Origin of the sequence: Mycobacterium sp., from assembly GCF_035640695.1 — a bacterium.
GTDB lineage: Bacteria > Actinomycetota > Actinomycetes > Mycobacteriales > Mycobacteriaceae > Mycobacterium.
On record NZ_DASQVQ010000028.1, the window covers coordinates 27,476 to 53,675 of the forward strand.

Consider the following 26,200-nt stretch of genomic DNA (forward strand, 5'->3'; position numbering starts at 1 on the left):
CGGCTGGTCCAGGCCGCCGGTATATGGTGCGCTCGTGACGCCACGCGCCTGGACCCGCGGCGGCCCGGTTGGCCCGGTTCGCGCCGCCCTGCTGACCGCGTTCCGGCCTCCCACCAGCCCGCCGAGCACGGCGGCGGTGCTGCGCTCGATCCTGTGGCCGCTGGCGATCATTTTCATCGTTCACCGCAGCTACGTGCTGGCCACCAATGGCTACATCACCGACGACTACGGGCCGGTGTATCGGGCGGTGGTCAATTTCAAGCGCGGCTGGGACATCTACAACGAGCATCTCGACTACGTCGACCCGCACTACTTGTATCCGCCCGGCGGCACGCTCTTGATGGCGCCATTCGGTTATCTGCCCGTCGACGCGTCGCGCTACTGGTTCATCACCATCAACACCGTCGCGATCGTCATCGCCGCGTATTTCCTGCTTCGGCTGTTCGGCTTCACGATCACCTCGGTCGCCGCGCCGGCCCTGTTGGCGGCGATGTTCTGCACCGAAAGCGTGGTGAACACACTGGTTTTCGGCAACATCAACGGCTGCGTCCTGCTGTTGGAGGTGTTGTTCTTCCGGTGGTTGCTCGACGGCAAGGCGAGCCATCAGTGGTGGGCGGGGGTGGCGATCGGCTTGTCCCTGGTGGTCAAACCGGTGCTGGCGCCGTTGCTTTTGTTGCCCCTGCTGAACCGGCAATGGCGGTGCATCGTCACCGCGATCGGGGTGCCGCTGCTGTTCAACGCCGCGGCGTGGCCGCTGGTCAGCGATCCGATGAACTTCGTCACCCGCACGCTTCCCTACATCTTCAGCACCCGTGACTACTTCAACAGCTCGATTCTCGGCAACGGCGTCTACTACGGCTTGCCCGGTTGGCTGATCGTCTTGTTGCGCATCGCATTCGCCGTGATCGCGGTGGCGTCGTTGTGGCTGCTGTATCGCTACTACCGCACACGCGATCCACTGTTCTGGTTCTGCACGTCGTCGGGCGTGCTGCTGATCGCGTCGTTCCTGGTGCTGTCGCTGGGCCAGGGCTACTACTCGATGATGCTGTTCCCGTTCCTGATGACGGTGGTGCTGCCGAACTCGGTGATCCGGAACTGGCCCGCATGGGTCGCGATTTACGGTTTCATGAGCGCGGACCGGTGGCTGCTCGGGCATTGGCCGACGACGGGCCGGTTCCTGGAGTACATGAAGGTCACCTGGGGCTGGTCACTGATGCTCGTCGTGGTGTTCTCGGTGCTGTACTTCCGTTACCTGGACGCCAAGGCGGAGAATCGGCTCGATTCCGGCCTCGATCCGGCCTGGTTGCAGCCGCGCAGGGAAGAGCAGCGAGCCACCGTGGAGGCGTGAGGACACCCGCGCCGAGGGTGTTTACGGCGGTGGCGTTAGCCGGGTGGTGAGGACCTGATCCTGGGTCGGTATTGCCGGGGTTGCATCGGGACCCGGCAGCGCTCCGACGGCACCGTTATGGCGTGGCGCCGAAAGCAGTTTCAGCATCACGTGGGATGTGACCGGCGGGCTGTAGTAAAAACCTTGGGCCACTTCGCAGCCGTACTCGCGGAGTTTGCCCGCGGTTTCTGCGTTCTCGACGCCCTCGGCGACGGTCGTCACACCCAAGACGTGCGCGAGGTCGATGACGGCACGGACGATTGCCGCGGCCCGGGGATCGGCGACTATCGGCGCGATGAACTGCCGGTCGAGCTTGACCTCATCGATGGGCAGTTCGCGCAGATAGCACAGTGCCGAATAGCCGCTGCCGAAATCGTCCATGGCGATCCGGATCCCGCGCTCTCGCAGCCGATGCAGCACCGCGCGAGTCCGGCCGACGTTGTCGAGCAGAAGGTCTTCGGTGATCTCGACCATCAGCGCGTCCGCGTTCAGGTGGCGGTCGGCAAGCGCGTGCGCGATCTGTGTGGGCAGATGCATGTCTGCCAGCGACGGTGCGAAAAGGTTGACCGCAACCGGTACCCCGATACCTTTCGAATGCCAGTGCGCGGCGTCATCGAGGGCCTGTGCCAGCACCAGTTCGGTGACGGCCCGCATCAGGCCATGCTGGCGGACCAGCGGTAGAAAACGGTCCGGACCCAGCAGGCCGCGTTCGGGATGCGGCCAGCGAACCAGTGCCTCGACGCCGACGACGTCGGCGGTGCGCAGGTCGAACTTCGGTTGGTAGAGCACGCTCAAGTCGACGCGGTCGATGGCATCGCGCAGCTCGGCGAGCAGCCGGACCGTACCCGTGCCACCGGCTCGGGCGGCTCCGTCGGATTCCGTTTCCGCGTCGGGTTCGTCCGGCTCGATCGAATGTATCTCCGGGGTGAACGTATGCAGGCCGCCGGCCCTCGAACGCTTCGCCGAATACATTGCCACATCGGCCTGTTTGAGCAGTGTGTCGGCGGTCAGGCCAGGGTTGTCGGCCGACGCCACGGCCAGCCCGAGGCTGGGCCGCATCAACAACTTCTGACTGTGGATGACGAAGGGTTCGTCGAAGGCCTCAACCACTCGATGCGCGACCAGGTGCGAGTGCTCGACTCCGCCCTCCAACAGCACGGCGAACTCGTCGCCGCCCAGCCGGGCGACGGTGTCGCCGGTCCGGACGCAGCCGAGTAGCCGTTCGGCGGCCCGGGTCAGCACGGCGTCCCCCGTGGGATGACCAAGGGTGTCGTTGACGAGTTTGAAATCGTCGAGGTCAAGCGACAACACCGCGACCGGCCGCTGGTCGCGTTGATGCAGTTGCACCGCATGCGTCAGCCGGTCGTGAAACAGGGTGCGGTTCGCCAGACCGGTCAGCGGGTCGCGCAATGCCTGATCGGCCACCATCACCAGCAACCGCTGGTTCTCCCCCACGGCGATGAATTGCCGTGCCAGCACGGCGATTACCAGCAGCAGCGCCACGGCTAGCGTCGGGCCGGATCCGACGCTCGGCCAAAACTGCCGGACTCCGACTGCGCCGGCCAACAGCAGCGGCACGTACGGCAACCACAGCGAAACTTGGGAGGGCACCTGCGCCGCCTCGGCATCGGGGTGTGGCGACCGGCGACCGGCCAGCGCAGCCATGCTCACCGCCAACAGACCGGCTGCCCAGCCCGCGTCGATGACGTTGCCGCTGTTGTAGGCATTCCGGGCGACGAGATACACAAACGCGCTGTCGGACGCCGCCATGAAAACGATCCCCGCACTCAGCAACGCCAACGCCATGCGCTGACCGGTGGGGGCCCGGGCCAGCACCAGCACCGCAACGGTGATGATCACCAGATCGGCGACCGGATAGGCCAGCGACAGACCCAACGCGAAGCGGTTTGCGCCGCCGGCCTGGTAAACGCTTTCCAGCACGGTCACCCAGGAGATGAAGAACAGCGAGCCGGCAACGATCAGCCCGTCGAGCACGAGGCGGCTCTGCGACCGGCCGGCATATCCGACCGGGAAGAACACCAACGCCAGGCAGGCGCCGACCGGAAACAGCAGAAAACCCGCGTCGGCCAGCGACGGAAACGGGGCGGATGCCATTCCCCGAACCACCTGGTAGTAGGTCCTCACCGCCTCGCCGACGACCCAACCGACGATCCCGAGCGTCAGGCAAAACCAGGCGGCTCGCTGCCGGCCGCGGGCCGACCACGCGGCTAACCCGACACAGACGGCGGCGAATACCGCGAAAATCAGTAGCCCGACGTCGTCAACGATGCGGACCGTCGACGCGCCGCCCCAGCCCATGATCAGCCAGGCAGCGAACACAATGCCCGCCGCCGCGGCGATACCCTTGATCCACGCCACCTTCGGCAACCCCATCAGTGGACCATGGCACAGTCCACGCAAAATCCGGCACTCCGCGCGTCGGTCGACGGCGTCGGCGATGAAGCTCTCGGCGCACGAGGCCATCAAAGACTAGCAACGTTGCGACGCCGGGAAGAGTGGTTCTAGTCGACGCGGGTGGCGTGCACCGCCCAGAACGGGGCGTGAGCACGGCCGTTGACGAGCCACGGTTCGATCACGCGGAGTCGTTCGATCAGCGGCTGGAATTGGTCGGCGATGTCGGGATTTCGAGCGGCCATCGCCTCGAACGCCTCGATGCTGACGTTGACTTGATACGTCGTAGGCCCCAGATATGTGATCTGCCAACCGCCGGCGGGCAGCAGTTCCCGAAAACTCTGCTCGGGAATGGAGCGGGGCAGGCTCAACCCGTTGACGTCGTGTGTGCCGAATTCGAACATATACAGCCGCGCACCCGGTTTGGTCGCGCGGTGCAGCGCTTGCAGATACGACCGCTGCAGCATCTCGTCGGTGCTGAACGTGTGATAGAAGGCGCAGTCGACGACGGTGTCGAACCGACCCTCCAGTCCGTCCAGCTTCGTCGCGTCGGCCACTTGGAAGTTCACCGAAACCCCCGCGCGCTGGGCGTTCTGCCGGGCACGTTCGATCGCGGCGGGCGACGCGTCGATACCGGTCGCGGCGTAACCCTGTGACGCGTAGTAGATCGCGTGGTGGCCGGGGCCGGTACCAGGGTCGAGCACCTCGCCCCTGACCGCGCCCAGCGCCACCAGTTGCTGCACCACGGGTTGTGGGCCGCCGATGTCCCAGGGCGTGGCGGCAGGCAGGCCGTGGGCGGTGCGGTCATCGCGATACATCTCTTCGAAGCGGGTCGGATCGACGGGAGCAGTCATACCGGCGAGGGTAGGCGCCGAACTTGAATTCCGGGCGTCGTGATGTCGGCCGCCGAGGTCGTGATTTTGGCGGGACGACAGCCGTGGCGGCAATCTGGTCGAAATTACGGCAGCGCGTGTACCAGCTGCTCCACCGCCACCCGCGGGCCGGTGAAGAACGGCGTCTCCGCACGGGTGTGCCTGCGGGCCTCGGTGGCGCGTAGCTCGCGCATCAGGTCGACGATCCGGTGCAGCTCCGGCGCCTCGAACGCCAGGATCCACTCGTAGTCACCGAGGGCGAACGCGGGCACCGTGTTCGCGCGCACGTCCTTGTAACCGCGGGCGGCCATGCCATGCTCGGCCAGCATCTGGCGGCGCTCCTCGTCGGGCAGCAGATACCAGTCGTACGACCGCACGAACGGGTATACGCAGACGTATGCGCCGGGCTCCTCACCGGCCAGGAACGCCGGGACGTGGCTCTTGTTGAACTCGGCGGGGCGGTGCAGTGCGACCGAGCTCCACACCGGCGTGGTGGCCCGCCCGAGCGTGGTGGTGCGCCGGAAGTCGGCATACGTCGCCTGCAGCGCCTCGACCCGCTCGGCGTGCGTCCAGATCATGAAGTCGGCGTCGGCCCGCAGCCCGGCGACGTCGTAGAGCCCGCGCACCACCACACCGTTGTCTTCTTGCTGCTTGAGGAAGGTCGCGGTCTCGTCGACGACCGCGGCCCGGTCCTCGTCGAGTGCGCCCGGCCGCACCGCGAACACCGAGAACATCAGGTAGCGAATGGTCGAGTTGAGCGCGTCGAAATCCAGCCGGGCCATGTCTTCTATGGTGCCACGGTCGCCGTGACCAGCGACGCGGCCGCCGCGGTGCCCGACGCGATGCACGCCGGCACGCCGATCCCTTCGAGGTAGTTGCCGGCCAACGCCAGCGAGGGTGGCAGCCCGGCGCGCATCTCGGCGACCAGGCCGGCATGGCCCGGCCCGTACTGCGGCATCGAGTCCAGCCACCGCGCCACGTGCGCCTCAAGCGGCTCGACCCTAACCCCGAATGCGGCGGCGAGGTCGTCGACGGCCCACGCCAGCAGCTCGGCGTCGCCGACGCCGCGGGCCACGTCGTCACCGAAGCGTCCAAACGACAGCCGCAGCAGCGCGACATCGCCGCGCTGACCCCACTTGCGGCTGGATAGCGTGATGGCCTTGGCGTGCAACGGTTCTCCGCTGCCTACCAGCACACCCGACCGGTCGGGCAGCGGGGTGTCGGCGGGCACCGCCAACGCGACGACAACCGACGACGCCACCGGGATTCGGCCGGCGGCCGACACTGTCCGGCGTGCGACGCCGGTCAGCATCGGGGGCAGCCGGGGGGCGGGCACCGCAACCACCACCGCGTCGGCGTGCCACAGGTCGCCGTCTTCGCCGCACAGTTGCCAACCCCGTAGGTCTCGGCTCACCGAAACGATGGCCTGCCGCACCCAGTCGATGCGGCTGCGGCGGACCAGCTCGTCGACCAGCACGCCGTATCCCCCGCGCACCGCACCGAACACCGAGCGACCGGTCGGTGGCGGCAGCGCGGTGCGGACCGCCTCGGTCAGGCTGTGGGCCCCTTGGTCCAGGGCCGCGGCCACCCCCGGCACCGCCGAGCGCAGGCCGATCGTCGCCGCCGACCCGGCGTACACACCGGCCAGCAACGGGTCGACCGACCGGGCCACCAGCTGTGGCCCGAACCGTTCCGACACCAGGTCGGCCACCGCGGGGTCGGCGCCCGGCGACCACGTCAGCGGGCGAGTCGGCTCGGTGGCGACCTTCTCGACGGTCGCGTCGTCGACCAGGCCGCGCACCGACGCCGCCGTCATGGGGATGCCCTGGATGGTCTGCTCCGGCAGCGGGTGCAGGGTGCCGCCGGCGTAGATCAGCGGCCGCGCACCGGTGGTGTCCAGCTGCTCGTCGGCCATGCCCAGTTCCGCCAGCAGCGCCGGCACCTCCGGACGGCGCGCGACGAACGCCTCCGCGCCGACGTCCAGCGGCTGGCCGCCGAGTTGGATCGTGCGCAACACGCCACCGAGCCGGTCGGCCGGCTCGAACAGGGTGATCGGCGCCGCAGGTCCCAGGGCCACCCGCAGCCGATACGCCGCCGCCAGGCCGGAAATACCGCCGCCGACAACGCAATAGGCACGCGAATGGGCCGGCGAATGGGCGCGAGAATCGGCGCCGGAATGGGCGCCGGAATCGGCTCGGGAGTGGGCGCGGCTCACAGCGAGTGCACCAGCGACACCACGTCGGTCAGCACGTCGGGATCGGTGTCCGGCAGCACACCGTGACCGAGGTTGAAGATGTGCCCGCGCGCGCCCGCGTCGACCGCCCGGCGGCCATCGTCGACCACGCGCCGCACCGCCGCCGCCACGACCGGCCAACCGGCCAGCAACACGACCGGATCGAGGTTGCCCTGCAGCGCCTTGCCGGGTTCGATGCGCGCCGCGGCGTCGACCAGCGACGTGCGCCAGTCGACGCCGACGACGGTCGCCCCGGCCGCCGACATCGCCCCGAGCAGCTCGGCGGTGCCGATTCCGAAGTGCGTCATCGGCAGACCGGCGCCGGCGAGCGTGGTGAAAACCCTTGCGCTGTGTGGCAACACGTACTGCCGGTAGTCGGCCAGCGACAACGTGCCCGCCCAGGAGTCGAAGACCTGGATCGCGTCGACGCCGGCGTCGATCTGCACGCGCAGGAACGCGATCGTGATGTCGGTCAGCGCGGTCATCAGCGCGTGCCAGGTCGCCGGCTCCCCGAGCATCATCGCCTTGGTGTGCTCGTGGTGGCGGCTGGGGCCGCCTTCGACCAGATACGACGCCAACGTGAACGGCGCGCCGGCGAATCCGATGAGCGCAACGTCGCCGAGCTCGTCGACGAGCAACCCGACGGCCTCGCCGACTCCGGAAACCTGTTCGGGCTCAAGTTGTTTCAACGCGGCAACGTCGGCGAGAGAACGCACCGGATGCTCGATCACCGGGCCGACGTCGGGCACGATGTCCAGCTCGATACCCGCCGCCCGCAGCGGCACGACGATGTCGGAGAACAGGATCGCGGCGTCGACCTTGTGCCGGCGCACCGGCTGCAGCGTGATCTCGCAAACCAGCTCGGGATCAAAGCAGGCCGCCAGCATGCTGTGTTGTGCGCGCAACGCGCGGTACTCGGGCAGCGAACGACCGGCCTGCCGCATGAACCAGACCGGCACATGGGGGGGCTTGCGCCCGGTCGCGGCGGCCAAATAGGCGGAATTCGGCAGGTCACGGCGGGTACTCATGGCCTTCCATGCTGCCACGACCTCGCGGCGGGCAGGGGGCGCAGCAATCGGGGACCGGCGGGAGATCGGCGACCCGGGAGGGGCGGATTCGGCGCGTCTGCGACCGCGCCGACGCAATTGGACTAGCGTCGACCTGTGACCCATGCCGAACCGGCTGTCTTCCGCGCGGCCGTCACGGCGATGAACGCCGCAATCGTGCGACCCGAGATCGAACTCGGGCCTATCCGGCCACCGCAGCGGCTCGCGCCGTTCAGCTATGCGCTCGGTGCCGAGGTGCGCCACCCGGAGACCGACATCGTTCCGGAGCGCTCCGAAGGCGATGCGTTCGGCCGGCTGATCCTGCTGCACGATCCCGACGGCGCCGACGCCTGGGACGGCACCATGCGGCTGGTCGCCTACATCCAAGCCGACCTGGACGGCAGTGAGGCCGTCGATCCGCTGCTGCCCGAGGTGGCCTGGAGCTGGCTGGTGGAGGCGCTGGAGTCGCGGTCTCAGCACGTCACCGCGCTCGGGGGCACCGTCACCGCCACCACGTCGGTGCGCTACGGCGACATCTCCGGGCCGCCGCGCGCACACCAACTGGAGCTGCGAGCGTCGTGGACGGCAACGAGCCCGGACCTCGGTGTCCACGTTGAGGCGTTCTGCGAGGTGCTGGAACACGCGGCGGGGTTGCCCCCGGTGGGGGTGACGGACCTGGGCTCGCGCTCGCGCGCCTGAAAATGACCGTCCGGTGGGCAGGAGCGGAGCGACTAGGGGAATGACCGTCCGGCGGGCAGGAGCGGAGCGACTAGGGGTATGACCGACGTCGACGAGGTCGGTCCCGACTCGCAGCCGGAGCCCGGCGAGCCCGAGCCGTCGCCGCTGCTGCTGCCCGCCGACGGGGTGCCGGAACTCACCAGCACTGCCCACGAAATAGCTTCGGCTGCAAGACTTCTGGCGTCGGGGCGAGGACCGTTCGCGGTGGACGCGGAGCGTGCATCCGGGTACCGGTATTCCAGCCGGGCGTATCTGATCCAAGTGCGGCGGGCCGGGGCCGGGACCGTGCTCATCGATCCGGTCAGCGGCGACGGCGACCCGACCGAACGGCTGCGGCCGATCGCCGAGGTGCTGCGCACCGACGAGTGGATTCTGCACGCCGCCGACCAGGACCTGCCCTCGCTCGCGGACGTCGGCCTACGGCCGCCGGCGCTGTACGACACCGAGTTGGCCGGGCGGCTGGCCGGCTACGAACGGGTGAACCTGGCCGCGATGGTGCAGCGGCTGCTCGGCCTTGGTTTGGCAAAGGGCCACGGCGCGGCCGACTGGTCGAAGCGACCGTTGCCGCCGGCCTGGCTGAACTATGCCGCGCTGGATGTCGAGGTGCTGATCGACCTGCGTGCGGCGGAGGCCGAGGTGCTTGCCCGGCAGGGCAAGACGGAATGGGCCGCCGAGGAATTCGAGTACGTGCGCACCGCCGAACCCCCGCCGCCGCGGCGCGACCGGTGGCGGCGAACGTCGGGCATTCACAAGGTGCGCACTGCCGAGGGGCTTGCCGCGGTACGTGAGCTGTGGAGCGCCCGGGACCTGATTGCGCAGCGGCGTGACATCGCGCCGGGCCGGATCCTGCCCGACTCGGCGATCATCCAGGCCGCGACCGTCGACCCGAAGACCGTCGAAGAGTTGACCGCGCTGGCGGTGTTCGGCGGGTCGCGGCAACGCCGCCACGCCGACGTCTGGCTGGCGGCACTGGCCAGGGCCCGCGACAATCCCGAGCCGGCGAATTCGGTTGAACCGTCGACGGGTCCCCCGGCGGTGTCGCGGTGGGCCAGGCGCAAACCCGAGGCGGCCACGCGGCTGACCGCGGTGCGCAACGGCCTGGCCGAAGTATCGCAGCGGGTGTCGGTGCCCATCGAAAACCTCGTCAGTCCGGACCTGGTGCGACGGCTGTGCTGGGACTGGCCGGGCGCCGACAACGCTGCGGAAGCGGTCGAGACCTTCCTGCGCGACGGCGGCGCCAGACGATGGCAGCGCGAGCTTGTGGTGCCGGTGCTGGCCAAGGCGCTGTCACCCGACAGCGCGGAGCAAGCCGCCGACTAAGCGCGGCCGAGGAAGTCGAACAGGTGGGTCAGTACCGCCTCGGGCGCTTCGATCTGCGGCCAGTGCCCGATATCGTCGTCCAGCACAACGACATCCGCATCATCGATGAGCTGGCGGTAGCGGTTGGCCATGTGCCTGCCGGAGTTCGGATCGACCGGCCCGTCGATGAACCGCATCGGCACCGTCGTCTGCCGCATCGCGCGGACCCAACGGTTGCGGTACACGTAGCGGTCGTTGATGAAGCGGCCGACCTTGTGGCTGACTCGTTTGCCGTCGTTGAACTCCAGGATCTGGTCGAACAGCTCGTGCATCCGTGCGGTCGGTTTGGTGTTCGGCCCGAACAACTCGTCGATGGCACGCTCGAGGAGTCGTCGTGACAACACCACGCGGGGCAGCTGGCCGGCGAGCTCGCCCACCGGGGTGCGCGACATCAGCCGCTGTATCAGCCGGGGCGTGTATGCCTCGTTGAACAGGCCACCGTTGAGCCATGTGATCGACTCGATCCGGAACCGCCGGTAGGACTGCTGGGCGGCGTCGTGACGGGCCAGCATCTCCTGGGCAACCGAGACACCGATGTCGTGGGCGACGACATGGCAGCTGTCGACACCAAGATGGTCCAGCAGCGCCTCGTGCATGTCGGCGTGGTCGGGCACCGAATACTCGTACCGGACGGGCTTGTCGGAGAACCCCATGCCCAGCATGTCCGGGGCGATCACACTGAAGCGTTTCGTCAACGTGGGCCAAATCGGCGCCCAGTCACACGAATTGAACGGGTAACCGTGGATCAGCAGCAGCCGCGGTCCGGTGCCCTCGGTGCGGTAGAAGACGTCGAAACCCAGGTAGTCGAAATAGTTCCCACGCGATTTCCAGTCTTCGAGTTCGGCGTCCACAATCCCACCCTGTCATTGTGCTGTCATTGTGTCGCCGCGCCGGCCAACGTGCGCTGCAGGAACGCGACCTGATCCGCCTTCACCGCGGGATCGTGGTAGATGTCGAAATGACCGTACGGGTAGCGCCGAAGCTCCGAGCCGGGCGCACGCTGCGCCGCCTTCAGCGCCGGCGCGACCGGTGTCGTCGCATCCCGCTCACACACGCACATCAGCAGCGGCATCGTCAGTTTCGACGCCTTCAGACGCGGCCGGTAGAACGGAAAGCTGAGCATCAGTCGCGCGGCGAATTCGTTGCGCCACTTAGAATCCGGCCCGACGAGGGCGTCAAAGCCGGGCTTGGCCTCTGGCGCGGTCATCGCGGCGAGGGTGCCGGGCTCACCGACGGCCGGCAACAGAACCGGCGGCCGGCCACGCCACGCGCCGGCCAGGTCACGCAGCGCGGCGAGCAGCATCCGGACCTGGTTGCGCAGCGGCACCAACATGAGCGTCGGGATCGCGTCGGTGAACGGCGCCTGCGAAACGACCGCCGCGATGCGCGGATCGGTAGCGCCGACCGCCAGCACGTGCCCACCGGCTAACGACGAACCCCACAGCACGATCCGGTCGGGGTCGACCCCATCCAGTCGACGTGCCCAGTCGACGACCGCGCGGTAGTCGTCGTGCTGGCGAGCGATGTCGAGCAGCTGGCGCGGCTCGCCGGTCGAGGCGCCGAAGTGCCGGTAGTCGAAGAGCACAACGACGAACCCCGCGTCGCGGAATGCCTCGGCGTAGCCGGGCAAGCCGTCGTCGCGGGTCGCCGAGAACCCGTGGGCCATCACAACACAGGGCATGTCGCCGCTGGTCTTCTTCGGCCGGTACAGGTAAGCGGCGAGCTGCTCACCGTGGGAGGAGATCCGGACGTCTTCGCGCTGGTTCACACCCGGACTCAGTCGACCTGTTCGCTGACAGCCGACTCGGCGTCGGCGCTGCCCAACGCGGCGATCCAGCCGGTGATCTGGCGGGCCACGTCCTGATCGGTCAGCCCGACGTTGGCGAACACCTGGCCGCGCGACGCGTGAGCCTGGAACGCGTGCGGTAACCCAACGTCGCGGCACGGCACGTCGACCTCGGCCCGGCGCAGCGCCGCCGACACCGCCGACCCGACGCCGCCGCCCACGACATTGTCCTCCAGCGTGACCACCAGCTTGTGGCGCACCGCGAGCTCGCGCACCGCGTCGGGCACCGGCAATACCCACCGCGGGTCGACCACCGTCACGCCGATGCCCTGGTCACGCAGCCGCTCTGCCACCACCAGCGCCATCGACGCGAACGCCCCGACCGCGACGAGCAACACCTCCTCGCAGAGCCCGGTCGCGGGCAGGGCCAGCACGTCGACGCCGTGCCGCCGGTTGATCGCCGGAATGTCCCCGCCCACATCGCCTTTCGGGAACCGGATGGCGGTCGGGCCGTCGTCGACGTCAAGCGCCTCGCCGAGCTCCTCGCGCAGCCGGGTGGCGTCGCGCGGCGCGGCCACCCGCATGCCGGGCACGATGCCGAGCATGGACAGGTCCCACATGCCGTGGTGGCTGGCGCCGTCGGGGCCGGTGATGCCCGCGCGGTCAAGCACCATCGTGACCGGCAGCTTGTGCATCGCGACGTCCATCATGATCTGGTCGAATGCCCGGTTGAGGAACGTCGAATAGATCGCGACCACCGGGTGCAGCCCACCCATCGCCAACCCGGCCGCCGACGTCATCGCGTGCTGCTCGGCAATGCCCACGTCGAAGAACCGGCCCGGGAAGCGCTCGCGGAACTTGATCAAGCCCGTCGGCCCGGGCATCGCCGCGGTGATCGCCACGACGTCGCGGCGCTTGGCGCCGTAGCACACCAACGCGTCGGCGAACGCCGACGTCCACCCCGGCGCGGCCACCGACGTGGCCATCCCGGTCAGTGGGTCGATGACCCCGGTGGAATGCATCTGTTCGGCCTCGTCGTTCTCCGCGGGCGGATAGCCCATGCCCTTGCGGGTGACGACGTGCACGATCACCGGCGCGTTGAAGCCGCGTGCGTGGCGCAGCGCCACCTCGACCGCGTGCTCGTCGTGCCCGTCGATTGGCCCGACGTACTTCACGCCGAGGTCGGTGAACATCACCTGCGGGGCCAGCGCATCCTTCAGGCCCGCCTTGATGCTGTGGATGGCGTGGTAGCACAGCTCGCCGATGACGGGCATGCCGCGCACCGCCTTGCGGCCGCCCTCCAGCAGCTTCTCGTAGCCGGGTTGCAGCCGCAGCGCGGCCAGGTGGTCGGCGAACCCGCCGATCGTCGGGGCATAACTGCGGCCATTGTCGTTGACCACGATCACGATCGGCCGGCCCGCGGCCGCGATGTTGTTCAGCGCCTCCCAGCACATGCCTCCGGTCAGCGCGCCGTCGCCGACCACCGCGACCACGTGACGGTTGCGGTGCCCGGTCAGCTCGAACGCCTTGGCCAGGCCGTCGGCGTACGACAGCGCTGTCGACGCGTGGCTGTTCTCCATCCAGTCGTGCACGCTCTCGGCGCGGGACGGATAACCGGACAGCCCGCCCTTCTTGCGCAGGCTGTCGAAGTCCTGGCAGCGCCCGGTCAGCATCTTGTGCACGTAGGACTGGTGCCCGGTGTCGAACACGATCGGGTCGTGGGGCGAGTCGAACACCCGGTGCAGCGCGAGGGTCAACTCGACGACTCCGAGGTTAGGCCCCAGATGACCACCGGTGGCGGCGACCTTGTGGATGAGGAACTGGCGGATCTCCTCGGCCAGCGCGTTCAACTGTTGCTGGGAAAGGTGTTGTAGATCAGCGGGACCGCGGATCTGTTCAAGCATTCGGTCAGTGTACGCATGCCGTCGCCGTGCGGTCCTGACAAACCCTGCCGGAAAGGCCCGGAAAAGCCCTTGGCGAAGGCCTTCGAAAAGGGCATCGGAGAATGCTCCGGAAAAAGGTTTCGTGCGGGCTGCCGGGTTCGACTACATTTTCGTGCGGGTGTGCCGGGAAGTCGGGTCGGTGGTCAGTAGCCGGTCCGCGAAAGGCCACCATGTCCGCTCTCGCCGTCAACCGTGACCGCCGGTCGTATCGTGCTCGTATGCACGCGGAGGAGATCGCCGAAGACTTCCCCGTCGTCACCGTCGACTCGGATGCGCTGGAGGCGGCGCGCATGCTCGCCGAGCACCGCCTGCCGGGAATCGTCGTCACTGACTCGTCCGGTAAGCCATACGCGATCCTGCCCGCGTCGCAGGTGGTGCGGTTCATCGTGCCGCAGTACGTCCAAGACGATCCCTCGCTTGCCGGTGTGCTCAACGAGTCAATGGCCGACCGCGCCGCCGACAAGTTGGGCGGCAAGACGGTGCGCGACGTACTGCCGGAGCATCTGCTCGATGTACCCGCGGCGAACGCCGATGACACGATCATCGAGGTGGCCGCAATCATGGCGCGGCTGAGGAGTCCGCTGCTCGCCGTGATGAAAGATGGCAAGCTGCACGGGGTGATCACCGCATCGCGTCTGTTGGCTGCGGCGCTGACGCGTTGACCGATGACCTTCTTCGCGATCGCGGTCTTCGTGGTCGCCTATGCGCTGATTGCCAGCGATCGCGTCAACAAGACACTCATCGCACTCGCCGGCGCGGCGATCGTGGTCGCGGTCGGCGCCGTGCTGAACACGATCGACTCCGACGACGTGTTTTTCTCGCGCGAAACCGGAATCGACTGGGACGTCATCTTTTTGCTGCTCGGCATGATGATCATCGTCAGCGTACTGCGGCAGACCGGGGTCTTCGAATACATCGCGATCTGGTCGGCCAAACGCGCAAAGGGCTCCCCAATGCGGATCATGGTGCTGCTGGTGCTGGTCACCGCGTTTGCGTCGGCGCTGCTGGACAACGTCACCACGGTCGTGTTGATCGCCCCCGTCACCCTGCTGGTCTGCGACCGACTCGCCATCCGCGCGGCGCCGTTTCTGATCGCCGAGGTGTTCGCCTCCAACATAGGTGGCACCTCGACGCTGGTCGGGGATCCGCCCAACATCATCATCGCCAGCCGGGCGGGTCTGACCTTCAACGATTTTCTCGTCCACACCACGCCGATCGTGCTGATCGTCATGGTGGTCTTCGTCGCGCTGTTGCCGCGGTTGTTCCGCGGCTCGTTCGACGTCGACCCGGATCGGGTCGCCGACGTGCTGTCGCTGGAAGAGCGGGAGGCGATCCGCGATCCGGCGCTGCTTATCAAGTGCGCCGTGGTGCTGGTCGCGGTGTTCGCGGCATTCGTCGCCCACTCGGTGCTGCACATCGCGCCGTCGATCGTGGCACTGCTGGGCGCGGGCATTCTTGTGCTGTTGTCGCGCTTGGATCGGTCCGACTACCTGTCCGGCGTCGAGTGGGAGACGCTGCTGTTCTTCGCCGGGCTGTTCATTATGGTCGGGGCGCTGGTGAAGACCGGCGTCGTCGCCCACCTCGCCCGCTCGGCGACCGAGTTGACCGGCGGAAACGCGCTGCTGACCGGGATGCTGATCCTCGGCGTCTCGGCACCGGTGTCCGGCATCATCGACAACATCCCGTACGTGGCCACAATGACGCCGATCGTCGGCGAGCTGTCGGCGGCGTTGCATGGTCAGGTCCACCAAGACGCGCTGTGGTGGGCGCTTGCGCTTGGCGCGGACTTCGGCGGCAACCTGACCGCCGTCGGTGCCAGCGCCAACGTCGTGATGCTCGGAATCGCCCGGCGCGCAGGCGATCGGATCTCATTCTGGGAATTCACCCGAAAGGGCGCGCTGGTGACCGTGGTGTCGATCGGGCTGTCGGCCATCTACCTGTGGCTGCGGTACTTCGTGTTCGGGTAGCTGTTCGGCTAGCGGCCGGATGTGCGGCCCTGGCCGGTGAAAACGGCCACGCATTCCACGTGGTGGGTGAGTGGAAACGAGTCGAACACGCGCAGTTCCTCCACCGCGTAGCCGCACTGGCGATACAGGCCCACGTCTCGCGCGAAAGACGCTGCATCACAACCGATGTGGATGACACGGCGCACGCCGGCGGAGGCCAGCAGGCCGATCACCTCGCGCCCCGCCCCGGCGCGCGGCGGGTCAAGAACGGCAACGTCGGCCGGCACTCGCTGCGCGGCCAGCGCCCGCCGCACCGAGTCGGAAACCACCTCGACCTGCGGGAGGTCCGCCAGCGCCGCGCGCGCCGCACGGGCCGCCGCCGGCGAGATGTCCACACTGACCACGCGACCGCCCGCGCCGACGGCGTCGCCGAGCACCGCGGCGAAAAGGCCGGCACCGCCGTAGAGGTCCCACGCCGTCATGCCCGGCTCCAGTTGCGCCCACCCGGCCACCCACTCGCTGTAGATGCTCGCGGCGTCGCGATGGGCCTGCCAGAACCCGATGACCGGTACCTGCCAGCGGCGCAGCCCAACCCGCTGCTCGGATGTGCCGGCACCCTCGATGACCTCGTGTCGGTGTCCGCGACGGACCCGGTGCGAACAGACCACATGGCGCCGTCCGGCGTCGTCGACGACGACGTGCAGTTCCGCGCCGGGCGGCCACCGTCGTTTTGCCAACCCGTTGAGCATTCCCGCCGCCAGCTGACCGCACAGCAGCGTGGTGACCAGTTCGGCGCTGTGGTAGCGGTGAAAGCCGGCGCGGCCGGCCTGCTCGCCGTGCGCCCCGACGGCCAGCCGGACGCGCGTCCGCCACCCGGTCGGCGATCCCGATCCGACGGGTTCGGCTGCGCCGGACCATTGGTGGTCGCCGAGCCGGGCCAACTGATTGGCCACCACTTCGGCCTTCAGGGTTCGTGCGGCCCGCGGTGCGGCGAATGCCAAGTCGCAGCAGCCGGACCGGTCGACGCCGGCGATCGGGCACAACGACGGAATTCGATCCTGCGACGGCTCGACCACCTCGATCGTCTCCGCGTGCAGGAATGCCCCCCGGTCGGCCGTGACGCGGACCCGCACCCGTTCTCCCGGCAGCGCGAAGCGCACGAACACCACGCGTCCGTCGTGGCGGGCAACGCAGCTGCCGCCGTTGGCCGGAGCCTTGGTCCTCAGCGTGAGTTCAGTGCCGGTTTCGATCACGCGAGGAAGCCGCGGCGGACGTCGCCCGGTGCATGCTGAGACTGCAGCGTCTTGAGCCGTTCCGACGAATTTAGTTGCCACGGAACAGAAGTCACCATCACGCCCGGCATGAACAGCAGCCGACCCTTGAGCCGCAGGGCACTCTGATTGTGCAGCAGCTGTTCCCACCAATGCCCGACGACATACTCGGGGATGAACACCGTAACGACGGTGCGCGGCGACTCCTTGCTGACCCGCTTGACGTAGTCGAGCACCGGGCGGGTGATCTCGCGGTAGGGCGAGGCGATCACCTTCAGCGGCACGCTGATGTCGCTTTCCTCCCACTTGTGCACCAACTCGCGCGTTTCGGCGTCATCGACGTTGACGGTGATGGCTTCCAGCGTGTCGGGCCGGGTGGCCCGCGCGTACGCCAGCGCGCGCATCGTCGGCAGATGCAGCTTCGACACCAGCACAATGGCGTGGTTGCGGCTGGGCAGCACCATGTCCCCGTCCTCGGCGGCGGCTTGCTCGGCAAGCTCCCGGGCGACGGTGTCGTAGTGCCGGCGGATCATCTTCATGATCACGAAGATGGCCGACATCGCCAGAATCGCGATCCACGCGCCGGCGACGAACTTTGTCAGCACGACGATGATCAGCACCGTGCCCGTGCAGATGAAGCCTACGGTGTTGATCGCCCGCGAGCGCATCATCCGCGCCCGCGCCGCGCCGTCGGTTTCGGTGCGCAGCAGCCGCGTCCAGTGCCGCACCATGCCGATCTGGCTCAGCGTGAACGACACGAACACGCCGACGATGTACAGCTGGATCAGCGCGGTCACCTCGGCGTTGAACGCGACGACGAACGCGATCGCCGCGAACGCCAGGAACCAGATGCCGTTGGAGAACGCCAGCCGGTCGCCGCGGGTGTGCAGCTGGCGGGGTAGGTAACGGTCCTGGGAGAGAATCGATCCCAGCACCGGGAAGCCGTTGAATGCGGTGTTGGCGGCCAGCACCAGGATCAACGCGGTCACGCCGGCGATGATCCAAAGACCCGGCGTGAAGTCGTGGAAGACGGCGTCGGCCAGTTGCGCGATCAGAGTCTTCTGGTGGTAGCCGGCGGGTGCACCGATCAATTGCTCGCCGGGCCGCTCGGCGATCTTCACACCGGTCTCCCTGGCCAACATGATGATGCCCAGGAACAGGCTGACCGCGATGACCCCCAGTAGCAGCAGCGTGGTGGCGGCGTTGCGGGACTTGGGCTTTCGGAATGCCGGCACGCCGTTACTGATCGCCTCGACACCGGTCAGCGCCGCACAGCCGGACGAGAACGCCCGCGCCACCAGGAAAACCAGGGCCAAGCCGAGCACGTCGCCGTGCTCCGAATGCATCTGGAATCCGGCCGACTCGGCGCGCAGCGGGGTGCCCAACAGGTAGATCTGGAACAGACCCCAAGCCAGCATGATGTACATCCCGACCATAAACGCATAGGTCGGGATCGCGAAGGCGGTGCCCGACTCCCGGATGCCGCGCAGGTTCATCGACGTCAGGATCAGGATCGCGATGACCGCGAACAGCGCCTTGTGCTGGGCCACGAACGGCACTGCCGATCCGATGTTCGACATCGCCGAGGACATTGAAACGGCGACCGTCAGCACGTAATCCACCAGCAGCGCGCTAGCGACGATGAGCCCGGCGGTGGGCCCGAGGTTCGTGGTCACCACCTCGTAGTCGCCGCCGCCCGACGGGTAGGCATACACGTTCTGCCGGTAGCTCGCGATCACGATCAGCATCACCGCGGCCACCGCCAGACCGATCCACGGCGCCATCGCATAGGCGGTCAGGCCGGCCACCGACAGCACGAGGAAAATTTCCTCCGGCGCATATGCGACAGACGACAGCGCATCGGATGCGAAGACCGGCAGCGCGATCCGCTTCGGCAGCAGCGTGTGGGCGAGCCGGTCGCTGCGGAAGGGCCGACCGAGGACCAGCCGGCGCGCGGCGGTCATGACCTTGGACACGAGGAGTAAGACTATTCGCCCCGGGGTAGCCGCTGTACGGTTGTGCCGGTAGTTCACCGTCGCCGGCCGCTCGACGCAGTCGAAAGGACCCCGCAGTGCGCGTAGTGGTGATGGGGTGCGGCCGCGTCGGCGCATCTCTGGCCGACGGCTTGTCGCGAATCGGACATGAAGTCGCGATCATCGACAAGGACAGCTCCGCTTTCCACCGCCTGTCCCCGGACTTCTCCGGTGAACGGGTGGTGGGCATGGGTTTCGACCGGGAGGTGCTGCAGCGGGCGGGCATCGAGGAGGCCGGCGCGTTCGCGGCGGTGTCGTCCGGCGACAACTCGAACATCATCTCCGCGCGGGTCGCCCGCGAAACGTTCGGGATCAAGCGCGTGGTGGCCCGCATCTATGACGCCAAGCGCGCGGCGGTCTACGAGCGGCTGGGCATCCCGACCGTCGCGACGGTGCCGTGGACCACCGATCGCCTGCTCAATATCCTGACCGGTGAGACCGAAACCACCAAGTGGCGCGACCCGACCGGCCATGTCGGCGTCACCGAGGTGGCGTTGCACGAGGACTGGGTCGGCCACCGCGTGACGGAGCTGGAGGCGGCCACCGGCTCGCGGGTGGCGTTCATGATCCGGTTCGGCCGCGGCGTGCTGCCCGACGCGAAGACCGTGATCCAGGCCGGCGACCAGGTGTACGTCGCGGCGGTGTCCGGGCACATCGCCGAGACGATGGCCATCGCCGCGCGGCCGCCCAGCGAGGACCTCGAGGCATGAAGGTCGCGATCGCCGGGGCGGGCGCGGTGGGCCGCTCGATCGCTCGGGAACTCCTCGAGAGCGGCCACGACGTGACGCTGCTGGAACGCAATCCCGACCACGTCGACGTCGACGCGATCCCGTCGGCGCACTGGCGTCTCGGCGACGCCTGCGAGCTGTCGCTGCTGGAGTCGGTGCACATGGAGGAGTTCGACGTGGTGATCGCCGCCACCGGCGACGACAAGGCCAACGTGGTGGTCAGTCTGCTGGCCAAGACCGAGTTTGCGGTGCCGCGGGTGGTGGCGCGGGTCAACGACCCGCGCAACGAGTGGCTGTTCGACGACGCGTGGGGGGTGGATGTCGCGGTGTCGACCCCCCGGATACTGGCCTCATTGGTGGAGGAGGCCGTCGCCGTCGGAGATCTGGTGCGGCTCATCGAGTTCCGAAAGGGCCAGGCCAACCTCGTCGAGATCACGCTGCCCGACGACACCGCGTGGGGCGGCCGCCCGGTGCGCAAGCTCCAGCTACCGCGCGACGCCGCGCTGGTCACCATCGTGCGTGGTCCGCGGGTGATCGTCCCGGCGGCCGACGAGCCGCTCGAGGGCGGCGACGAGTTGCTGTTCGTCGCGGTGCCCGAGGTCGAGGACCAGCTGCGCGACCTGCTGCTGAAGCCGGCTATTCCGTAGCGGCCGCGGGCCGGCTCCGCCGCACCGCGCGCTGGGCGGCCCGGATGGCAAGCAGCGTCGCGAGCGCGGCCAGCGCCGTGAGCGGCCAGCCCATGGCGATGCGGGCCACCCCGAGCCAGCCGGTTTGGTCGGCCTGGTAGAGGCGATGCTGCACGAAAAACCGCGAGGCGAACACCACAACCCAGGTGAGGGTGGCGATGTCGAACGCCCACACCGCGCGTCGCACCTTGCGCCAACCGGTGTCGTGGCCGTTGAACCAGCCCCAGATGTAGCCGACCACCGGTCGTCGCATCAACACCGACGCGGCGAAGACCACCGCCCAGAGCAGCGAAGTCCAGATGCCCAGCAAGAAATAGCCCCGGCTCTCGCCCACCAGGTATGCGATCACGGCGCACACCGCGACGCCGAAAAAGCCCGAGATCGCCGGCTGGGCGGACTCACGTCGCCACAGCCGCCAGATGAGCACCAGTGCTGCCACTGCCAACGCCGCGCCGATGGCCGGCAGCAACCCGAGTGTCGTCGACACTGGCACGAAAACCACCACCGGCAATGACGAATAGATCAGCCCGCTGACGCCGCCCATCTGCGCCAGCAGCGCCTGCGCGCCGGTTTGATTTGGCGGCGCATGCTGGTCGGATTGCGGTTCTTCGGCCGCCCGGCCGTCGGACCGGTCGGCGTCAGCGCCCGCCGTCACCGCTGAATCTCGTAGTGCGGGTTGTAGATCGCCTTGGAGCCGTTCTCGAGCTTGCCCAGCCGGCCGTGCACCCGCAGCGTGCGCCCGGACTCGATGCCGGGAATTCGGCGTTGCCCGAGCCAAACCAGTGTGACCGTGTCGGTGCCGTCGAACAGCTCGGCCTTCACTCCCCCGGCGCAGCCTTTCGCGTTCGCCTCGACGCTGCGCAAAGTGCCGACCATCGTCACTTCCTGGCCGCGCTGGCAATCGATCGCCCGGTGCGCGCCGGTATTGGTGGCCGCGTCGGTCAGCTCTTCGGCGTCACGTTGCTCGGGGTCCTCTGTCAACCGGCGGGTGAGGCGGCGCAGATATCCTTCGGCCGTGGCCATGGCCTCTCCTGTTGTTGTGGGTTTTTCACCCTGCCACCGCAACGGTAGACCTGTTAGAACCGCAGCGCCACGCCGCACCGGGCCCGGTCCACGACCTGTTTTGCTGGCCGGGCAGGATCGGGTGATGGCTGTCAACCTGCGCGGGGTGTGCACCGTCCTGCTGCCCGGCACCGGTTCCGACGACGACTACGTCTACCGGGCGTTTTCCGGGCCCCTGCACGACGTCGGCGCCCTGGTGATGGCCCAGCCGCCGCAGCCCGACGGGCTGATCGGCGGGTACACCGGCGCCCTCGACAGCGCTGCCCGGGAAGCACCGATCGCGGTTGGCGGCGTGTCGATCGGCGCCGCGGTGGCCGCCGCTTGGGCATTGGCCCACCCCGGTCGTGCCGTCGCCGTGCTGGCCGCGCTGCCCGCGTGGACGGGTTCGCCCGAAGTTGCCCCGGCGGCACTGGCGGCGCGGCAGTCTGCGCACGCGCTGCGCCGCGACGGGCTGGTCGCAGCAACCGCTCAGATGCGTTCGACGAGCCCCGAGTGGCTGGCCGACGAGCTGACGCGGTCGTGGGTCGGACAGTGGCCGGACCTGCCCGACGCATTGGAGGAGGCGTCGCGCTACGTCGCGCCGTCGTGCCGGGAGTTGGAAGGTCTCGCGGCCCCGATGGGGGTGGTGTCTGCCGTCGACGACCCGGTGCATCCGCTGGAGGTTGGCGTGGAATGGGTGGCCGCCGCGCCGCGGGCGGCGCTGCGCACGGTCACGCTGGCCGAGATCGGGGCCGATCCGAGCGCGCTGGGCGCCGCCTGCCTCGCGGCGCTCACCGACGTCTGAGTGCGCCTAGCCGCCCATCGTGGTGCGCAGCTGCTGCATCGCAGCGGTACGGCGGGCTGCCGGCTGCGGCGGCTCGTCCCGCTGCGGGACGCCCTGCTCACCGGCGGCCTGTTCGGCCGCGGCCCGCAGCTGAGCGGCCATCGGCTCGGGCAGCTGCACCGGCAACGGCGTGCGCACCGGCATCGGCGTGTCGCCGCGGCGAACAACGGTGTCGGCCAACGCGTTACGCGCCTCCTCGGTCACCGTCGCGATGCCTTCCGATGGGCCGTTGACCACGCAGCGGATCATCCAGCGGTAGCCGTCGACACCGATGAACCTGACCAGACTGTTGGTGGCGCCGACGACCTCACGGCCCCACGGCCCGTCCTCGACGCTGACCTTGGCGGAATCCTTCCGCAGCGCGTCGGCCAGTTCCTTGGCCACATCGCGCCACAGCCCGCCGCTCTTCGGCGCGGCATAGGCCGCGACGGTGAACCGGCCATGCGGCGTCACGACCCATATCGCGCTCGGCACGCCCGTCTCGGTGAGTTCCACCTGCAGCTGGCCGGTTTCGGGTATCGGAATCAATACCGAGCCCAGATCGATGCGGCCCACCGTCGCTTGTTCGGGATCGTCAAAATCGTCGATGTCGAACGGACCTTCGAATTCGTCTTGTTCGTCAGCCATCACAAACTCGCATGCCCGCCGGACGAACCGTGGCCGCCGTCACCGCGCGACGTCGCGGCCAGCCCGGCCTCGTCGAATGAGGTCACCTCGATCAGCTCGGGCAGCTCCACCCGCTGCACCAGCAGCTGGGCGATGCGGTCGCCGCGATGCACGATGATGCGGGTGCTCGGATCGAGATTGATCAGCGCCACCTTGATCTCACCGCGGTAGCCGCAGTCGATGGTGCCGGGGCTGTTGACGATCGAAAGCCCCACGCGCGCCGCAAGACCCGACCGCGGATGTACCAGCCCCACCATCCCGAACGGAATGGCCACCGCGATACCGGTCGGCACCAGGGCCCGCTGTCCGGGTGCCAGGTCGACCTCTTGGGCGCTGTAAAGATCGATGCCGGCATCGCCCTCGTGGGCGCGACTGGGCATCGGCAGCCCGGGGTCCAAACGGACGACGGCCAGAGGGGTGGACACGACGTTAGAGATTACCCTTGGCCGGGTGTCCGATACGCGCGCCACGTCGCAAACGGTGCGCTATCGCGAGCGGTTGTGGGTTCCGTGGTGGTGGTGGCCACCGGCGTTCGGGGTGGCGGCGCTGATTGCACTCGAGGTGAACCAGGCCGCGCGGAACCTGCCGGACTGGGTCGCGTTCGCGGCGCTGTTCTTGGTCGCGGCGGCGGCACTGGTGTGGCTGGGCAGAATCGAGGTACGTGTCGCGGGTGAACCGGGGCAGGTCGAGTTGTGGGCGGGACAGGCGCACCTTCCGGTCGACGTCATCGCGCGCCAGGCGAAAGTTCCGCGGTCGGCGAAATTCGCCGCGCTCGGTCGCCAGCTCGATCCTGCCGCGTACGTCCTGCATCGGGCCTGGATCGGGCCGATGGTGCTGCTCGTCCTCGATGACCTCGACGATCCCACGCCGTATTGGCTGGTGAGCACGCGCCATCCGGACCGCGTGCTGGTCGCGCTGCAGAGCTGAGAGCCGCTAGGCGGCGCAGTCGGCTAGGCGGCGCAGTCGGCTAGGCGGCGCAGTCGGTGCAGATCATCACGCCGTTCTTCTCGCTGGCGAGACGGCTGCGATGGTGCACCAGAAAGCAACTGGAGCAGGTGAACTCGTCGGCCTGCTTCGGGATGACTCGCACCGACAGTTCCTCGCCGGACAGGTCGGCGCCGGGCAGCTCGAAGGACTCCGCGGATTCTGATTCGTCGACATCGACCACGGCCGACTGCGCTTCGTTGCGACGCGCCTTCAGCTCCTCCAGCGAGTCTTCGGACACATCATCGGTCTCGGTACGCCGTGGCGCGTCATAGTCCGTAGCCATCGTCTTGTCCCCTCGTAAACCGTGGCAGCAGAGCTGTGTACCAGCGTCGAACGCATTCCCTAACGGATTCGTGCCCGGATTATGGCATGTTCAAGTGTGATTTGCATCACACTTGCTGGTGGCCCACGCAGAGGCTACCGAAACAGTGCCTTTACAGTTCAGATGTGGTCGCTCAAATCACCGAAGGCACGGCCTTCGACAAGCGGGGACGCCCCTTCCGGCGACGCAACCACCGACCAGCCATCATCGTGTTCGCGGTCATGTTCGTGATCACCGCCATCATTTGGGTGATCGCGCTGACCCGGCCGAACCAGGTCCACGAGGCGGTCGCGTGCAACCCACCGCCCGCCGCCGATCCGTCGGCGCCAAGGCTGGGCACCCAGGTGTCGCGATCCACCATGACCGAAGTGGCGCCCGCCCGCCTGGTAGACACCAAAATCCGGGTGCTCAACGCCAGCGGTCAAGGCGGTCAGGCCGGCGATGTGGCGGGTGCGCTGCGCGACCTCGGATTCGGGCAACCGACCGCGGCCAACGACCCCATCTATGCCAACACCCGGCTGACGTGTCAGGGACAACTCAGGTTCGGGACCGCGGGCCAGGCAGCCGCCGCGGCGGTCTGGCTGGTGGCCCCGTGTATGGAGCTGTTTCAAGACCAACGACCGGATGACACGGTCGACCTGGCCCTCGGCACGGAGTTCACCACGCTCGCACACAGCGACGCCATTGACGCGACGCTTGCCACCCTGCGGCCCGACGCGACCGCGCCGCCCGACTTGTCGCTGCTGTCCGAGATTCATTCGAACGCCTGCTGACGGCGAAAGGTCGCTGCCGCGGCGGTTACCGCCCACACGAGGGTGGTGGCGAAATTCGCGCCGGCTGGCTGGTTAAGTTGCTGGTGACCGTATTGTCGGACGCTCAGCTACGCCGCCCAAGATTGGGTGATCCCGAATTCTCACCGGCATATTCGACGACACAACAATGAGAACAGGGCGGAAAGCCAAACGTCGGAGCTGATGTCCTGCCGACACGCGGGGGCCGCGACTCATTGCTAACGTTCACCCATCCCGCGCAACACGGTGCCGATTGCGCGCTGGTCCGCGCCGGCAGCGAAAACCGAATTTCACCGACTCCCGGGTACCGCTTCGCGCCCCATGCGGCATGCGGGCGCGAAGTGAGAGGGTGCTGATCCGCAAAACGATCACAAGCGACTTGCGCGTGGGAAACCGCTGCGACAACCCCGATTTGCACCCGCGCAAACGACAGAACCGTGCGCGGCGGCAGGGACGGTAATAGCGGTTCCTGTCACAGCAACCTCGTCATGCGACGTTGCCACGGCTGGCATCGCTGTAGCGTGGCCGGCGCGAACCCACCTCGCTGTGCCCTCGGCCGGACGTGCAGACCGTTGTTTTCGAACCACCGCCCGATACGGCGGCGACCGTTGCAACGGAGCCACCCACGCGTCAATCGGCTCAGATCATTTCATCCACTACCCCGGGCAACTAAACACCGTGGCCCGCCTCGTAAACGCGAATGCGGCCCGCGATAACTTGCGCTCCCGACCTTAGATTTGGCTCTAGCAATGAAAATTAGCAGCCCTAATGCGTTGCCAGCTCGAGTGGTAGGTGTCGCCGCTATGATTTTTGCGTTGTTCCCGGCCGGTGCCGACCGCGAAAAATGCTGGTCACTGGCCGAAGGAGACGGTACGGAACCGCTTTGGAGGGATACTTACCTAGCCGTATTAGCCAAACCACGCCAGGAGCACACAATAGGCGCCCCCGGCAGCAACATCAGCCGGCGGCCCGATTGATAGGACGAACATGACTGTTCTTCGCCTAGCCGTCCCAGCCCCGAATGAATTGCACCTCGCCCGGCGCATTGGATTCTGGGATTCCGACACCGAGTGCACCGTCTACGTCACCCAGCCGACCGTCGACCCAGA

The 26,200-nt window shown here is 68.0% G+C and carries 25 protein-coding genes; 10 read left to right on the forward strand and 15 right to left on the reverse strand.

What is annotated here, in order from left to right; translation table 11 throughout:
• Positions 1–34: 34 nt before the first annotated feature.
• Positions 35–1,348, forward strand: a complete 1,314-nt coding sequence (gene aftC, locus VE759_RS03515; protein WP_324928274.1) for an arabinofuranan 3-O-arabinosyltransferase — start codon at positions 35–37, stop codon at positions 1,346–1,348.
• A gap of 21 nt (positions 1,349–1,369) precedes the next feature.
• Here aftC and VE759_RS03520 read toward each other — a convergent pair whose 3' ends face one another.
• The 5 genes from VE759_RS03520 to hemE form a co-directional block, all read right to left on the reverse strand.
• Positions 1,370–3,781: a bifunctional diguanylate cyclase/phosphodiesterase gene (locus VE759_RS03520; protein WP_324928276.1), complete on the reverse strand. Its 2,412-nt coding sequence runs from the start codon at positions 3,779–3,781 to the stop codon at positions 1,370–1,372.
• Positions 3,782–3,909: 128 nt separating this feature from the next.
• On the reverse strand, positions 3,910–4,653 hold the full coding sequence (locus VE759_RS03525) for a class I SAM-dependent methyltransferase (protein ID WP_324928278.1): 744 nt from the start codon (positions 4,651–4,653) through the stop codon (positions 3,910–3,912).
• Positions 4,654–4,757: 104 nt separating this feature from the next.
• Positions 4,758–5,453, reverse strand: coding sequence for a hydrogen peroxide-dependent heme synthase (gene hemQ / locus VE759_RS03530; RefSeq protein WP_324928280.1), 696 nt, complete (start codon positions 5,451–5,453; stop codon positions 4,758–4,760).
• Between the two features lie 5 nt (positions 5,454–5,458).
• Entirely contained in the window at positions 5,459–6,886 is a 1,428-nt protein-coding gene (locus VE759_RS03535) for a protoporphyrinogen oxidase (RefSeq protein ID WP_324928282.1), read from the reverse strand.
• Complete coding sequence (gene hemE / locus VE759_RS03540; protein ID WP_324928284.1) at positions 6,883–7,932, reverse strand: uroporphyrinogen decarboxylase; 1,050 nt, start codon at positions 7,930–7,932, stop codon at positions 6,883–6,885. Before hemE ends, VE759_RS03535 begins: the two co-directional genes overlap by 4 nt.
• A 135-nt stretch (positions 7,933–8,067) precedes the next feature.
• Here hemE and VE759_RS03545 point away from each other — a divergent pair, with 135 nt between their 5' ends.
• Together VE759_RS03545 and VE759_RS03550 are read left to right on the forward strand one after the other, a co-directional pair.
• Positions 8,068–8,649, forward strand: coding sequence for a DUF3000 domain-containing protein (locus VE759_RS03545; protein WP_324928286.1), 582 nt, complete (start codon positions 8,068–8,070; stop codon positions 8,647–8,649).
• Between the two features lie 78 nt (positions 8,650–8,727).
• A complete protein-coding gene (locus VE759_RS03550; protein WP_324928288.1) occupies positions 8,728–10,008 on the forward strand; it encodes a ribonuclease D in 1,281 nt (426 codons plus the stop codon).
• Here VE759_RS03550 and VE759_RS03555 read toward each other — a convergent pair.
• The 3 genes from VE759_RS03555 to dxs are packed head-to-tail and all read right to left on the reverse strand — an operon-like array spanning position 10,005 to position 13,737.
• On the reverse strand, positions 10,005–10,898 hold the full coding sequence (locus VE759_RS03555) for an alpha/beta hydrolase (RefSeq protein WP_324928290.1): 894 nt from the start codon (positions 10,896–10,898) through the stop codon (positions 10,005–10,007). The genes VE759_RS03550 and VE759_RS03555 overlap by 4 nt on opposite strands.
• Positions 10,899–10,921: 23 nt before the next feature.
• Positions 10,922–11,815 (reverse strand): alpha/beta hydrolase, encoded by an 894-nt coding sequence (locus tag VE759_RS03560; RefSeq protein WP_324928291.1) that lies wholly within the window; start codon positions 11,813–11,815, stop codon positions 10,922–10,924.
• An 8-nt stretch (positions 11,816–11,823) separates the two neighbouring features.
• Positions 11,824–13,737: a 1-deoxy-D-xylulose-5-phosphate synthase gene (dxs, locus tag VE759_RS03565; protein WP_324928293.1), complete on the reverse strand. Its 1,914-nt coding sequence runs from the start codon at positions 13,735–13,737 to the stop codon at positions 11,824–11,826.
• 257 nt (positions 13,738–13,994) lie between these two features.
• Here dxs and VE759_RS03570 point away from each other — a divergent pair, with 257 nt between their 5' ends.
• Together VE759_RS03570 and VE759_RS03575 are read left to right on the forward strand one after the other, a co-directional pair.
• Positions 13,995–14,438, forward strand: a complete 444-nt coding sequence (locus VE759_RS03570) for a CBS domain-containing protein (protein WP_324928295.1) — start codon at positions 13,995–13,997, stop codon at positions 14,436–14,438.
• A gap of 3 nt (positions 14,439–14,441) precedes the next feature.
• Positions 14,442–15,743, forward strand: a complete 1,302-nt coding sequence (locus VE759_RS03575; RefSeq protein WP_324928297.1) for an ArsB/NhaD family transporter — start codon at positions 14,442–14,444, stop codon at positions 15,741–15,743.
• Between the two features lie 8 nt (positions 15,744–15,751).
• Here the strand turns inward: VE759_RS03575 and VE759_RS03580 are convergent, their stop codons facing one another.
• Positions 15,752–16,975 carry a class I SAM-dependent RNA methyltransferase gene (locus VE759_RS03580; protein WP_324928299.1) on the reverse strand — a complete coding sequence of 408 codons (1,224 nt, stop codon included), beginning with the start codon at positions 16,973–16,975 and terminating at the stop codon, positions 15,752–15,754.
• Positions 16,972–18,969, reverse strand: coding sequence for an APC family permease (locus VE759_RS03585; RefSeq protein WP_324928300.1), 1,998 nt, complete (start codon positions 18,967–18,969; stop codon positions 16,972–16,974). Before VE759_RS03585 ends, VE759_RS03580 begins: the two co-directional genes overlap by 4 nt.
• Positions 18,970–19,064: 95 nt before the next feature.
• On the opposite strand from VE759_RS03585, the gene VE759_RS03590 reads away from it, so the two are divergent.
• Together VE759_RS03590 and VE759_RS03595 are read left to right on the forward strand one after the other, a co-directional pair.
• Positions 19,065–19,736, forward strand: a complete 672-nt coding sequence (locus tag VE759_RS03590; RefSeq protein ID WP_324928302.1) for a TrkA family potassium uptake protein — start codon at positions 19,065–19,067, stop codon at positions 19,734–19,736.
• Entirely contained in the window at positions 19,733–20,401 is a 669-nt protein-coding gene (locus VE759_RS03595; protein WP_324928304.1) for a TrkA family potassium uptake protein, read from the forward strand. The genes VE759_RS03590 and VE759_RS03595 overlap by 4 nt, the downstream gene beginning before the upstream one ends.
• Here VE759_RS03595 and VE759_RS03600 read toward each other — a convergent pair.
• A complete protein-coding gene (locus VE759_RS03600; protein WP_324928323.1) occupies positions 20,391–20,984 on the reverse strand; it encodes a DUF3159 domain-containing protein in 594 nt (197 codons plus the stop codon). The two genes, VE759_RS03595 and VE759_RS03600, sit on opposite strands and share 11 nt — an antisense overlap.
• 107 nt (positions 20,985–21,091) lie before the next feature.
• Complete coding sequence (locus VE759_RS03605) at positions 21,092–21,463, reverse strand: OB-fold nucleic acid binding domain-containing protein (protein ID WP_324928306.1); 372 nt, start codon at positions 21,461–21,463, stop codon at positions 21,092–21,094.
• Positions 21,464–21,587: 124 nt separating this feature from the next.
• Here VE759_RS03605 and VE759_RS03610 point away from each other — a divergent pair, with 124 nt between their 5' ends.
• Complete coding sequence (locus tag VE759_RS03610) at positions 21,588–22,286, forward strand: alpha/beta hydrolase (protein WP_324928308.1); 699 nt, start codon at positions 21,588–21,590, stop codon at positions 22,284–22,286.
• A 6-nt stretch (positions 22,287–22,292) separates the two neighbouring features.
• Here the strand turns inward: VE759_RS03610 and VE759_RS03615 are convergent, their stop codons facing one another.
• Entirely contained in the window at positions 22,293–22,952 is a 660-nt protein-coding gene (locus VE759_RS03615) for a DUF3710 domain-containing protein (protein ID WP_324928310.1), read from the reverse strand.
• Positions 22,952–23,416 carry a dUTP diphosphatase gene (dut, locus tag VE759_RS03620; protein ID WP_324928312.1) on the reverse strand — a complete coding sequence of 155 codons (465 nt, stop codon included), beginning with the start codon at positions 23,414–23,416 and terminating at the stop codon, positions 22,952–22,954. Before dut ends, VE759_RS03615 begins: the two co-directional genes overlap by 1 nt.
• Positions 23,417–23,441: 25 nt before the next feature.
• On the opposite strand from dut, the gene VE759_RS03625 reads away from it, so the two are divergent.
• Positions 23,442–23,918, forward strand: coding sequence for a DUF3093 domain-containing protein (locus VE759_RS03625; RefSeq protein ID WP_324928314.1), 477 nt, complete (start codon positions 23,442–23,444; stop codon positions 23,916–23,918).
• A gap of 40 nt (positions 23,919–23,958) precedes the next feature.
• Here the strand turns inward: VE759_RS03625 and VE759_RS03630 are convergent, their stop codons facing one another.
• On the reverse strand, positions 23,959–24,261 hold the full coding sequence (locus VE759_RS03630; RefSeq protein WP_024445904.1) for a DUF4193 domain-containing protein: 303 nt from the start codon (positions 24,259–24,261) through the stop codon (positions 23,959–23,961).
• A 164-nt stretch (positions 24,262–24,425) separates the two neighbouring features.
• On the opposite strand from VE759_RS03630, the gene cei reads away from it, so the two are divergent.
• Positions 24,426–25,073 carry an envelope integrity protein Cei gene (gene cei, locus VE759_RS03635; protein ID WP_324928319.1) on the forward strand — a complete coding sequence of 216 codons (648 nt, stop codon included), beginning with the start codon at positions 24,426–24,428 and terminating at the stop codon, positions 25,071–25,073.
• Positions 25,074–26,200: the final 1,127 nt, after the last annotated feature.